Raw genomic sequence first — 13,180 nt, 5'->3', positions numbered from 1 at the left:
TTGTAGAGCAGCTTGGTCTGCTCAAAATGGACTTTCTTGGGTTACGAACCCTTACCGTTATTGCAGATACACTCGATAATATCAAGAAATCACGCGGAGAAGATGTTGATGTCCGTTTGATTCCCGACAAGGATGAAAAGACTGCAAAAATGCTTTGCGATGGCCTTACGGGTGCTGTTTTTCAGATGGAATCTGCAGGCATGACGGCACTGGTAAAGGACATTCATCCGGAGGGCTTTGAAGACCTTATCCCGACAGTTGCACTTTACAGACCGGGACCGTTGGGCAGCGGAATGGTGCAGGATTTCATAGAGGGGCGCCGTGGAAAAAAGACCATAACTTATCTGCACCCGCTTTTGGAGCCGATTCTTAAGGAGACCTTCGGTGTCATTCTGTATCAGGAACAGGTAATGCAGATTGTTCAGGTTCTGGCAGGCTTTTCGCTGGGCCAGGCGGATTTGCTCAGACGTGCAATGGGCCATAAAGAGCCTGAGCTTCTGATGAAGCAGAAAGAGGTATTTTTACAGGGCGCTGTTGCCAACAACATTGAAAAAGAATTGGCCGAAAGGATTTTCGAGCTGCTGACTCACTTTGCAAACTATGGCTTTAATAAATCCCATAGTGCTGCTTATGCTTTGGTTGCTTGGCAGACTGCATATCTGAAGGCACATTATCCTGCTGAGTTTATGGCAGCTATGCTTACAAGCGTTGTTGACTTCAATGAAAAGGTGACAACGTATATTGAACTGGCGAAAAAGATGGGAGTTCAGATACTTCCGCCGGACATAAATGCCAGCAGTGCGACTTTCTCCGTTGACGGGGACGCGATTCGTTTCGGTCTTGCGGCAGTCCGCAATGTAGGAATGGCAGCAATCACACAAATCGAAAAAGTACGTTCCGATGGCGGACCATTTGCTTCGCTTTACGATTTCTGTGAGCGTGTTGATTCATCAGTAATAAACAAACGTGTATTGGAGAGTCTGATTAAATGCGGAGCATTCGATTCCTTTGGTGCTAAACGGTCACAAATGCTGCTGGTGTATGAGAAAATTTTGGAGAATGCCGTCAGAGCGCAAAAAGATCAGGCAAATGGGCAGATGGGACTGTTTTCTGATGATGTTATAGAAACAGCAACAGAAATAAATTACCCTGATGTTCCGGAGGAAGCATTTGAAACAATACTGTCGTGGGAAAAGGAAATCATAGGCTTCTACATTTCAGGACATCCGCTGGATTCCTACAAAGACATAGTACGTAATTTAGTTCCGATTGAAGCTGTTCTTTCAGGGCAGAAAAAGGACCGTCAGTTAGTACGAATTGCGGGACTTGTTACTGCTTCGAAAAAAATGATAACAAAAAAAGGAGATACAATGGCATTTATCAGTGTTGCGGACTTCACGCACACGATTGAATGCATTGTTTTTCCAAATGTGTTCTACGAGAGTATGGATCTTTTGAATACGGATACCCCTGTTGTTCTTCAAGGACGTGTGAATACGACTGACACGGGGGCTAAAATACTTGCAGACTGGGTAAAGCCTTTGAAGGATTACCCATTTGAATACTATATTTCCATTCCGCCCGGAATGGCTACGGATGAAAACTTTGAAAAGCTGAACGGAATTTTTACAAAGCATCACGGAGACCATACGGTATATCTGATAATCAAGGAAAGAAATGAGAGGATTAAAACAAATTCCGAGTATTGGATGGCTGATGATATCAATGCTGTCCGGGAGATTGAAGAATTGTTTGGAAAAGGAAATATATTAAAACGTTAACTAATACAGGTGATAATTTTTGTATCGTAACCACTCTTTGAAATTTTGTTTGAGATTTATCGGGATTTTATTTTTTGTATTTGTAGTTGTTAGTGGGCATGAAAGATATGCTTATGGAGAAGAAAAAAGTATAAGTGATACGGTTTCCGTGACCACCGCGGACGATGACCTTTCCTTTATATCTCCGAATGATGTTTTACCGAAGGTAACTGCCAGATCTGCTATTGTCATGGAAGCAAAGACCGGAAAAATTTTATACGCACGTGATATTGATTCTCTGCGTTATCCTGCAAGCACGACGAAAATCATGACGCTGATTTACGCGCTTGAAAACGGACATTTGGATGATATTGTCAGCGTAAGTGAAAAAGCCGCAGAAACTGAGGGCTCAACTGTCTGGCTGGAGTACAATGAACATGTAAAATTAAAGGATTTACTGTACGGCATGATGCTGGTTTCCGGCAATGATTCGGCTACGGCCGTTGCCGAGCATATGATGGGAAGCAGTGAGGCTTTTGCGGCACGGATGACAGAGCGTGCCCGTGAGCTTGGCGCGGAGCATACCAATTTCCGCAATGTCACAGGCCTTCCGGATCCGAGACATTACACAACAGCAAGAGATTTTGCAAAGATTGCGGCATATGGATATTCGCTGCCCGGATTTGAAAAAATTGTTTCGTCACAGAAATATACAATGCTCCGTGAACGCGCTCCGATTTATCGTGAGGTCGAAAATGAAAATATCCTGTTGTGGATTTATGACGGCGCGAACGGAGTAAAAACCGGATATACAGATGCGGCTGGAAGATGTCTTGTTTCAGCTGCGAAAAGAAACGGCATTCAGCTTATTGCCGTTGTCTTTGACAGTTTATATATGTGGAACGATTCAATCGCAATGTTAAACTACGGATTTCAAAATATCGAGCCCGTAACGGTTGTAAAAAAGGGCAGCAAAGCAGTATCTGTGCCGGTCCGCGGCGGCAACAAAAAGCAGGTTGCCCTTGTAGCCGAAGATTCTGTTGTGCTGCCGAAAAGCAAGACCGACCGCGATAAATATGTGGTGGAGCATGATGTTCCGAATTCCCTGAATGCGGGTATACATCGCGGAGATGTTGTCGGAAATGAAATCATCTTGTACAATGGAAAACAAGTTGCGTCGGTTCCTCTGATTGCATCAGAGTCGATTGAACGGAAATCACTGTTCAGACTTATTTATTCGTTGTTTGCTTGATTTGAAGGAGAAGTTTGTGGAAAGACTGCAGAAAATTTTAGCACAGGCAGGAGTTGCATCCCGCCGTGAAGCAGAAAAAATTATTTTGGCCGGACGTGTTATGGTTGACGGCGAGGTTATTGACAGCCTTGGCTATAAGACTGAATTGGATGGGCATACAATACTCGTTGACGGAGTGCCTATTGCGGAGAAAGAAGCCCACGTTTATTTTATGTTGAATAAACCTAAGGGGTATATTTCTACTGTAAAAGATGACCGCGGCCGAAAAACAGTCATAGACCTTTTTCCGGAAGTTAAAGAACGGATTTTCCCTATCGGGAGACTCGATGGCAATACAGAAGGATTATTGCTTTTTACAAATGACGGCAGCTTAATGAATGGGCTTCTGCACCCGAAATATGAAGTTTATAAAACCTATATTGCCGTTGTAGAGGGAATACCGACTGATGATGAAATCCTGATGCTGAAAAACGGCATAGAGCTTTCCGACGGAATGACCGCTCCGGCTGAGGTAAGGATTCTTTCACGTGATGTACCTGGCAACAAAGCTAAGCTTGAAATAATGATTCACGAAGGAAGAAACCGTCAGGTACGCCGCATGTGCGAGGCTGTTGGACACACTGTTCAGAGTCTTAAACGCACAGAGTTTGCGGGGCTCAATCTGTCGGGGCTGAAACGTGGTATGCATCGTCCATTGACGAAAGAGGAAATCAAGAGTTTGTATGAATTAAGCGGGGCGGAGGAAGAACAATAATGAGCCGGGTACTTGTAATTGGCGGAGGCCCTGCCGGAATGATGGCGGCAATTGCGGCAGCCCGTAACGGAGCTGAAGTAATTCTGCTTGAAAAGACTGACCGCGTAGGTAAAAAAATGCGTATCACGGGAAAAGGCCGATGCAATATAACAAATGCTGCTGATATGCAGGAGATAATAAAAAATATTCCGGGCAACGGAGCATTTTTGCATAGTGTATTTAAGGCCTTTGATAATCAGGACGTCATTCAGTTTTTTGAAGATGCTTCCGTACCAACAAAGGTTGAACGCGGCGGCAGAGTTTTTCCTGTCAGTGACCACGCCGATGACTGCGTTAATGCAATGCTGCATGAAATGCACGAAGCCGGCGTAGAAGTGACAGTTAAATCAGAAGTAAAGCATATTGTTTTTCACAAACAAAAGGTAACAGGAGTTCAGCTTGCAGACGGAGAAATTCTTGAAGCTGATGCCGTGATTCTTGCAGCCGGCGGAGCATCATACCCAAAGACAGGCTCCGACGGCAATGGAGCAAATCTTGCTAAGGAAGCGGGGCATACAATCACTCCGCTTCTGCCTGCACTCATTCCGCTTGAATCCGAAGAAGAATGGGTTTCAGAGCTGCAGGGGCTGTCTCTGAAAAATGTGCATGTGGATTTGCTGGTAGACGGTGAAAAAACTGCGGACGCGTTTGGTGAAATGATGTTCACTCATTTTGGCGTCACAGGGCCGATAATTCTCACTCTGAGCAGAACTGCCGCTTTTGCCCTGCATGACGAAAAAGAAGTGGAGCTAGAGCTCAGCCTGAAGCCTGCGTTGACTCCGGAACAGCTTCAAAAAAGAGTTGAAAGGGACTTTGAGCTGTATCAGAAAAAATCAGTAAAAAATGCCATGCACGATTTGCTTCCCATGAGAATGATTCCGATAATATTGGATTTGGCGTTTATAGACCAGGATAAGCCGGTTAATCAGCTTACCCGTGCTGAACGCTTCAGGATTGTAAATCTTTTGCAGCATCTGACTATCAGTATCTCAAAGACAAGACCTTTGGACGAAGCGATTGTTACCTGTGGCGGTGTGTCTGTTAAGGAAGTTAATCCCAAAACAATGGAGTCGAAAATAATCAAGGGACTTTATTTTGCCGGTGAGGTCTTGGATATAGACGGTTTTACCGGAGGCTATAATCTCCAGGCTGCATTTTCTATGGGCTATGCAGCAGGAAACTGGAGCGTTTGGAATATGGACGAAAATTAAAGCTGTATCACAACTAATGAGTGGAGTGATTCCTTTGAACAAGACGATAGCAAAAGTTAAAAACGGAATACACGGGACTATCGTGATTCCCGGAGACAAATCGGTATCTCATCGCAGTTTGATGCTTTCAGCCCTTTGCGACGGTCAGACAGTGCACGTGAATAACTTTCTTCGTTCTGCTGACTGCCTTTCTACCTTGGAGGCTATTCGTGCCCTCGGTGTAACTGTAAAGGAAAATGAGGATAATTCCCTTGACATTACAGGCGTTGGACTTCACGGACTGCAGGAACCGCAGACTATTGTCGATGCGGGAGATTCGGGAACACTGCTTCGTCTCATGATGGGGCTTTTGGCAGCACAGCCGTTTTTGACGACGTTTACAGGTGATGCGGCACTCCATAAAAGACCAATGGGGCGTGTTATCAAACCGCTTGAAATGATGGGCGCAAAAATTGTCGGCAGAAAAAATAACACACTTCTCCCTATAACTATTCTTCCCAATGAAAAGCAGAATTTACACGGGATAACCTACGAGATGCCTGTTGCGAGCGCACAGGTTAAATCCGCAATTCTCTTGGCAGCTCTTACCGCTGGGGTTGAAGTTAAAATCATTGAACCTGTTCCGTCCAGAAATCATACGGAATGTATGATGCGTGCGTTTGGGGTAAATGTTGAAACAAACGGTAATGAGGTAGTTTTCCATCCTGCAGAAAGCCTGAAAGGTCCGGAGACTATTGAAGTTCCCGGTGATATCAGTTCTGCCGCATTCTGGCTTGTGGCAGGCAGTATCATTCCAAACAGCTCAATCGTATTGAAGAATGTCGGAGTAAATCCGTCCAGAACGGGTATCCTTGATGTTCTTCGTGATATGGGCGCGGATATTGTTGAAACAAACCGATATGAAAGCGGTGGGGAGGCTATTGCCGACCTTCATGTTAAGAGCGCAAAACTGCACGGAACGACTTTCGGAAGAGATATCATGCCGAGACTTATAGATGAAATTCCTATCATTGCAGTGGCGGCACTGTTTGCCGAGGGGGAAACCAAAATAACAGGAGCGGAAGAGCTTCGTGTGAAGGAAACAGATAGGCTTCATGCAATCGCTGAAGAGTTCAATAAGCTTGCTCCTGCAATAACGGAGCTGGAGGATGGCCTGATTATAAAGGGAGGGCTTCCGTTGAAAAACGCGGAGGCATTTTCATACGATGACCACAGGATTGCAATGGCCCTTGCGATTGCCGGTGCAGCAGGAGAAGGTGTAGAAATTTCACATCCTGAGTGTGTTAATATTTCATATCCGGAATTTTATGATACACTTTCAAATGTACAGAATTGAAAATACAACAACAAAGAGGTAACAAAAGATGAAGAAACTAGTAATTGCCATTGATGGACCGGCAGGCGCCGGAAAAAGCACAATTGCAAAGATTGTATCGGAGAAGCTCGGATACGTTTATATTGATACAGGTGCAATGTACCGCGCTGTATCGTGGGCTGTGCTTAAATCCGGAAAGGAAGTCACCGAGGAAAATATTCTCGATGTGGCTAAGGATATAGAGGTCCGCCTTGAAAACACTGACAGCGGACTGCGTGTCTTTGCCAATGGCAGTGATATTACCGGTGAAATCCGCACTCCGGAAGTAACCAAGATTGTATCTATGGTCGCTATGCTGGCACCTGTTCGTGAGAAAATGGTTGATCTTCAGCGCAAAATGGCGGAAAAGGGTGCTGTTGTAATGGATGGACGTGATATTGCGTCCCATGTTCTTCCGAACGCTGATATAAAGATTTTCCTGACAGCTTCAATTGAGGAGCGTGCTTCACGCAGATATAAGGAAATGATTGCAAAGGGCTTTAACGTTGAGCTTTCCGAGCTTCAAAAGGATATTGCGGCACGTGACAAGGCTGACAGCGAGCGTAAGGTTTCACCGCTGGTCAAAGTGCCTGAGGCTGTTCTCGTAGACACTACCGGAATGACTATAGATGAAGTAGCTGAGAAAATTTTAGAGATGTGCAGGTGATTCGCTGTGTATCATTTTTTGCAGATTATTTTTACGTGGCTTTTCTCCCGCGTATTTCATGCAGAAATAATCGGAACTGAAAATATGCCCGAAAGCGGCGGAGTTATATTGGCGGCAAATCATATGAGCAACTGGGATCCTCCGTTTCTGGCTACTTTTCTTTCACGTCCGGTAGCCTATATGGCGAAAAAAGAGCTGTTTGAAATACCTGTTTTCAGCTCGGCTATCAGAAGCTGCCATGCGTTTCCGGTAAAGCGGGGCGCAGCGGACCGTGGAGCCCTGAAGGCAGCCGTCAACGAACTGAAAGACGGAAAGTGCGTAGGGCTGTTCCCGGAGGGAACGCGCAGCAAGGACGGAAAGGTTCATAAAGCTGAGTCAGGTATCTCGTTGATTGCTGCGATGACTAAAGTTCCTGTCGTTCCGGCTGCTATTATCGGGACGAATGAAATATTCTCGTCAAAATGCTTTTTCCCAAAGCTGAAAATTATCTACGGAAAACCAATGTATTTTGAGGGAACAAGCAAAAATAAAGAGGAACTGCAAATTTTTTCACAAAAAATTATGCAAGAAATCACAAAAATGAAAAATAACCATAGCATTGAATGATGAATATATGGTATACTGTTCATTAGATTGTAAAGGGCATGGTGTTAAAGGAGTCTCATGGAAGTAATTTTAGCTGATTATTTAGGCTTTTGTTACGGCGTAAAACGTGCGATTCATTTAGCGCGCAGCAGTGCAGCGCCGGGACCTGCTAATACATTAGGGCCGATTATTCACAATCCTCAGATGGTGTCGAAGTTAGCGGATGAGGGTGTCGGAACTGTTAATTCTTTAGCAGAAATTCCTGACAACGGAACGGTCATTATACGTTCCCATGGTGTTGGGCCTAAGGTATACGAGGAAGCAAAACAACGTAATCTTAATGTTGTTGATGCGACCTGTCCTCATGTTAAAAAAGCGCAAATGGCTGCACATTCTTTATCCGAGGACGGCTTTCAGGTCGTTATTATCGGAGAAAAATGTCATCCTGAAGTTCGGAGCATCGTTGAATGGTCGGGAGAAAACGCCTTTGTTATTGAATCAGAAGAGGAAGCTGACGAGCTTCCTAAAATCGGGAAAATGGGTGTTGTGGCACAGACAACCTTTTCCGGTGCAAAATTCCAGCAGATTTTGTCACATCTTCTGATGAAGTCGAATGATATTCATATCATCCGCACAATCTGTACAGCAACAGACCAACGTCAGTTTGCTGCCATAGAACTTGCACGTAAGGTTGACATGATGCTTGTCATTGGCGGTAAAAACAGCGCGAATACAACGCGTTTAGCACAGCTTTGTTCGAAAGAAACCATTACACATCATATTGAGACAGCTGAAGAGCTGTGTGATGAATGGTTTACAAAAATAAAAAAAATTGGTATCACAGCCGGCGCATCTACGCCTGACTGGATTATCAAGGAGGTATATCAAAAGTGCAGGACATGGCAGCATTGTTAGAAGAAGAGGAATTAAGAAACATTCAGGAACACGAGGTTGTACAGGGAACGGTCATTCAGGTAAGCCATAATGAGGCTTTTGTTGACATTGGAGCTAAACAGGAAATTCCAATTCCGAAGAATGAGTTGGCTTATCCGGCACCGGAATCCGCCGAAGATGTTGTAAAGGCCGGAGACGTTATTGATGTTTATGTTGTCTCCAAGGGCGGAGAAAACGGATATGTTCTTTCCAAGGTTAAAGCTGATAAGCTGGCTGCATGGAAAGATTTTGACGGCATTGTTGAGCGTCAGGAAGTACTTTCCGCAACTGTTACGCAGGTAGTTAAAGGCGGTCTGGTTGCTGCAGTAAAGGGACTTCGTGCATTTATCCCTGCATCTCAGGTTGAGCTCCATTTCGTTAAAGACCTTAACGTTTACGTTGGTCAGACAATCGAGGCTCTTCCGATTGAGTGCGATATAAAGAAACAGAGACTGGTTCTTTCCCGCCGTAAGCTTCTGGAACAGGAGCGCGAGGAAAAACAGGCTGCGCTTTTCGAGACACTGGAAGACGGTCAGACACTGCATGGTACAGTTAAACGTCTTGTTGATTACGGTGCATTCATTGATATCGGCGGCGTAGATGGTCTTTGCCATATTTCCGATATTTCCTGGGATCGTGTGAAGCATCCGTCTGATGTTCTGAAGGTCGGACAGGAGCTTGATGTTTACGTTAAACATTTCGATTCCGAGACAAAACGTATTTCTCTGAGTATCAAAGAGACTGTTGAGGATCCTTGGTTTGCACGCGTTGAGCGTTACAACGAAGGGGAGACAATCACCGGTAAAGTCATTAAACTGACTGACTTTGGTGCATTTATGGAAATTGAGCCGGGATTCGACGGACTTATTCCGATGGGCGAGCTTTCCGAAAAGCGTATTGCACGCGCTGACGAGGCTGTTAATACCGGAGATGAGGTTTCGGTCAAAATCCTGCATATCGATAAAAAACGCAAACGTATTTCCCTCAGCATCACGAAAGCTGCACATGAGGCTGAAAGCGCAGAGTAATTTATCGGTTAGTTTCATATCTTAGATTGTTTGGAGGAGTGATGACAACATCACTCCTTTATTTTTGAAAAGGAAAGTATTCATGAGTTTAGGTAAAATTCTTCGTGTAAAAAAAGGTACTATCGCTGATGAACTTGGATTAATCGCAGGTGATGCCATTGTTTCCGTAAACGGTCAGAAGCTGAAGGACATAATTGATTTGAGCTTCGCGTTTGCTGAAGAAGATATTGATCTGGTGATCCGGCATGCAGACGGTTCGGAGGAAACATATTCCTTTTCCAAGGAATATGACGATGAGCTTGGTGTCGAATTTGAATCGGCGGTATTCAACGGCATCAGACAGTGTGCAAATCACTGCTATTTCTGCTTTGTAGACCAGGTTCCACCGAATATGCGTGACAGCCTTTATATCAAAGACGATGACTATCGCCTTTCTTTTTTGTACGGGAATTTTATAACCATGACAAATATGGGAAAGGCGGATTTCGACAGAATTCGGCGTTATCACCTTTCACCGCTGTATATTTCGGTCCATACAATGAATATGGAGCTGAGAGAAAAGATGCTGCGTACGCCTTTGGCAGCTAATCTTCTTAATCAGCTCGCCAGCCTTGAAAAAGCAGATATTGAATACCATACTCAGATTGTACTTTGTCCCGGATTGAACGACGGAGATGACCTGGACAATACAATAAGGCAGCTTTTGGAACATCGTCCTTACTTGCAGTCTTTGGCGATTGTTCCGGTTGGGCTCACGGATTTCCGCGAGGGCTGCTATCCGTTAAAGTTATTCGACAAGGACGGAGCCAAGGCTGTTGTAAAACAGGTTGAAAAATGGCAAAAAAAATTGCAGGCTGAGACCGGCAGTACTATGATATATCTGAGTGATGAATTTTATCTCCTGTCCGGAGAGAAAATACCGCCGGCAGAAAACTATGACGGTTTCCCTCAGCTTGATAACGGTATCGGTCTGACCCGTAATTTCATCGAAGATTGGAAAGCCGCGGTTGATGAAGTTCAGCCGGACAAGTTTGATAAAGAGGTAAATCTTCTGGTTATATCCGGAAAATCAATCGCTCCGGTTTTCCAAGAGCTTTTGGATATGATTGATGTTCCTGAGCTTAATGTACAGCTTGTTTCTGTAGAGAACGAGTATTTTGGACATTCTGTCAATGTTTCCGGACTTTTGACGGGAATTGACATCAAAAATGCGGTTCTTGCTGCGAAAAAAGACAAAAATTTTGATGGCGTTATTATTCCGCAGAGTGCGGTACGAAACGGAGAAGACGTGTTCCTCGATGATATGACTGTAAAAGAACTGGAGGAACAGATTTCTCTCCCTGTTGCTTTGGCACTTGAAGGAAGAGACTTATATAAACTAATTGTCAATCGGGGATTCGGTGCAGAAGCGTGTCATACGGAGAAATTATATACATGGCAGAGTAATGCGGGATACACCCGGCTGAAGGAGGAGGAAAATGAGTAAACCAATTGTTGCAATTGTAGGGCGTCCTAATGTAGGAAAATCTACGTTGTTCAACCAAATCGGAAAAAAACGTATTTCAATCGTTGATGATATGCCGGGCGTAACACGTGACCGAATCTATCTTGACGCTGTCTGGCTTGAGAGATCGTTCGTAATGATTGATACGGGCGGAATCGAGTTTTCCGAAAACGATAAAATCATGTCATCCATGCGTGATCAGGCGAAACTGGCAATGGACGAGGCAGACGTAATCGTTTTTGTAGTTGACGGACGTACAGGTCTTACGACTTCTGACGAAGAAGTTGGCAAGATGCTTCGTACAACAAAGAAACCTGTTATTCTGGCTGTAAATAAAATTGACAGCCCAAAACAGGACAATGACATATATGAATTTTACAATCTTGGCTTGGGTGATCCTATCCCCATAGCTGCTGCAAATGCCTTGAATCTCGGAGATTTACTTGATGCAGTTGTTGCAGCATTCCCGGATAACACGGATGAGGATGAAGAATCTGATGAAATTCGTATTGCCGTTATCGGAAGACCAAATGTCGGAAAGTCTTCTCTCGTCAACGCGCTTTTGGGAGAGGAACGTGTAATCGTAAGCGATATTCCCGGAACGACACGTGATGCTATTGATACGCATTTTACAAAGGATGACATCAAATTTACTCTTATTGATACCGCGGGTATGCGCAGAAAAGCTCACATTGATGAAGCAATTGAGCATTACAGTGTGCTGCGCTCATTGAGAGCAATCGACCGCTCCGATGTAGTATTGATGGTAATTAATGCTGTAGAAGGAATTACCGACCAGGACACGAAAATCGCAGGCTATGCCCACGATTCCGGCAAGGGTGTTATTCTTGTCGTAAATAAATGGGATATCTACGAGAATAAAGACGAAAAATCTACTCTCAGATTTACGGAAGACCTGCGTGAAAAAATCGGTTTCCTTCAGTATGCGCCTGTTCTCTATACATCGGCTTTGACAGGCCAGCGCGTTCACCGCGTAACTGATCTGGTCAAGTATGTCGCAGACCAGCAGTCCATGCGTATAAAAACAAGCGTACTCAATGAACTTTTGAGAGATGCTATAGCAATTAATCCACCGCCGTCATATAAAGGAAGACCACTCAAGGTTCTCTTTATGACACAGGCAGGAATCAAACCGCCTAAGTTCATCATTTTCGTTAATGACCCTGAATTAATGCACTTTTCGTATCTGCGTTTCCTTGAGAACAAGATACGTGAAACCTTCGGATTTGAAGGCGCGCCTCTGAAGCTTATCGTTCGCGGACGAAAAGAAGAGGAGGACGATTAATATGTCAGCAATCCTTGGATGCCTTTTAAGCTATCTTATCGGATCCATTCCGACAGGTCTGATTCTTGGCAAGCTTTTATGGGGAGTGGACCTTCGTCAACATGGTAGTCACAATATAGGTGCTACAAACGCATGGCGCACATTGGGAAAGGGGCCGGGAATCATTATTTTCCTGCTTGACTTCCTTAAAGGAGTCGTCGGTGTGGCATTGGGAATGTATTTTGTTGGTACACCGCTAATGATGGTACTGGGTGGAATCATGGCCATCGTCGGACATTCCTGGTCAATACTGTTGAAGTTCAAAGGCGGTAAGGGTGTTGCTACAGGGCTGGGCGTAATTGTTATGCTCATGCCGTCAACGGCGCTCCTGGTATTCTTAATCTGGTTTGTTATAGTACTGATTACAAAATATGTTTCTCTCGGCTCTATCGTTGCCGCAGCATGCGTTCCGCTTTTCGCATGGTTGTTTGATCGGCCGTGTGAATATATCGCTTTCAGCGTTTTGGCAGCAGTATTCGTCATATATCGGCATAAAACAAATATAGGACGTCTGCTTAACGGAACAGAAAGTAAAATCAAGGCAGGACACAGAGCGTAAACCATTACAGCTTAATATGACAAGGAAAATCGTTCTTTTGAAGTTTTCAAAAGAACGATTTTTTTACAAGTTAACACTCTATCTTTCTCCAGTGGATTGAGTTTATATGTAAAGGAAAAGTGTCCAAACCAGAAAGATATTTTACAAAAAAGATATCATTTTTCTACAAAGTGTGATATCATTGTTTAT

Annotated in this window: 12 protein-coding genes; all 12 read left to right on the top strand. The window is 44.3% G+C overall.

Annotation, left to right across the window (positions count from 1 at the left end; genetic code table 11):
• The coding region (gene dnaE, locus ACY69O_RS01360; RefSeq protein ID WP_462331678.1) for a DNA polymerase III subunit alpha at nucleotides 1-1,781 on the top strand (1,781 nt) is incomplete at its 5' end.
• A 148-nt stretch (nucleotides 1,782-1,929) separates the two neighbouring features.
• Nucleotides 1,930-3,012: a D-alanyl-D-alanine carboxypeptidase family protein gene (locus ACY69O_RS01355; protein ID WP_462331677.1), complete on the top strand. Its 1,083-nt coding sequence runs from the start codon at nucleotides 1,930-1,932 to the stop codon at nucleotides 3,010-3,012.
• Nucleotides 3,013-3,028: 16 nt separating this feature from the next.
• The gene (locus tag ACY69O_RS01350) at nucleotides 3,029-3,766 is read left to right on the top strand and encodes a pseudouridine synthase (protein ID WP_462331676.1); all 738 of its coding nucleotides are present in this window, start codon (nucleotides 3,029-3,031) and stop codon (nucleotides 3,764-3,766) included.
• A complete protein-coding gene (locus ACY69O_RS01345) occupies nucleotides 3,766-5,016 on the top strand; it encodes a BaiN/RdsA family NAD(P)/FAD-dependent oxidoreductase (protein WP_462331675.1) in 1,251 nt (416 codons plus the stop codon). The genes ACY69O_RS01350 and ACY69O_RS01345 overlap by 1 nt, the downstream gene beginning before the upstream one ends.
• A gap of 16 nt (nucleotides 5,017-5,032) precedes the next feature.
• Nucleotides 5,033-6,352: a 3-phosphoshikimate 1-carboxyvinyltransferase gene (gene aroA / locus ACY69O_RS01340; protein ID WP_462331674.1), complete on the top strand. Its 1,320-nt coding sequence runs from the start codon at nucleotides 5,033-5,035 to the stop codon at nucleotides 6,350-6,352.
• 28 nt (nucleotides 6,353-6,380) lie between these two features.
• Nucleotides 6,381-7,037 carry a (d)CMP kinase gene (gene cmk / locus ACY69O_RS01335; RefSeq protein ID WP_462331673.1) on the top strand — a complete coding sequence of 219 codons (657 nt, stop codon included), beginning with the start codon at nucleotides 6,381-6,383 and terminating at the stop codon, nucleotides 7,035-7,037.
• 6 nt (nucleotides 7,038-7,043) lie between these two features.
• The gene (locus ACY69O_RS01330; protein WP_462331672.1) at nucleotides 7,044-7,643 is read left to right on the top strand and encodes a lysophospholipid acyltransferase family protein; all 600 of its coding nucleotides are present in this window, start codon (nucleotides 7,044-7,046) and stop codon (nucleotides 7,641-7,643) included.
• A 57-nt stretch (nucleotides 7,644-7,700) separates the two neighbouring features.
• Nucleotides 7,701-8,537 (top strand): 4-hydroxy-3-methylbut-2-enyl diphosphate reductase, encoded by an 837-nt coding sequence (gene ispH / locus ACY69O_RS01325; RefSeq protein WP_462331671.1) that lies wholly within the window; start codon nucleotides 7,701-7,703, stop codon nucleotides 8,535-8,537.
• Entirely contained in the window at nucleotides 8,522-9,583 is a 1,062-nt protein-coding gene (gene rpsA / locus ACY69O_RS01320; protein ID WP_462331670.1) for a 30S ribosomal protein S1, read from the top strand. The genes ispH and rpsA overlap by 16 nt, the downstream gene beginning before the upstream one ends.
• 82 nt (nucleotides 9,584-9,665) lie before the next feature.
• Nucleotides 9,666-11,069, top strand: a complete 1,404-nt coding sequence (locus ACY69O_RS01315) for a DUF512 domain-containing protein (protein ID WP_462331669.1) — start codon at nucleotides 9,666-9,668, stop codon at nucleotides 11,067-11,069.
• A complete protein-coding gene (der, locus tag ACY69O_RS01310) occupies nucleotides 11,062-12,393 on the top strand; it encodes a ribosome biogenesis GTPase Der (RefSeq protein WP_462331668.1) in 1,332 nt (443 codons plus the stop codon). The genes ACY69O_RS01315 and der overlap by 8 nt, the downstream gene beginning before the upstream one ends.
• Nucleotide 12,394: 1 nt before the next feature.
• Nucleotides 12,395-12,991 carry a glycerol-3-phosphate 1-O-acyltransferase PlsY gene (gene plsY, locus ACY69O_RS01305; RefSeq protein ID WP_462331667.1) on the top strand — a complete coding sequence of 199 codons (597 nt, stop codon included), beginning with the start codon at nucleotides 12,395-12,397 and terminating at the stop codon, nucleotides 12,989-12,991.
• The last annotated feature ends 189 nt before the right edge of the window (nucleotides 12,992-13,180 follow it).

This window comes from Schwartzia sp. (in: firmicutes) (assembly GCF_978017985.1).
Note: the sequence above shows the minus strand (reverse complement) of the source record. Positions and strands in the feature narration are given on the sequence as shown.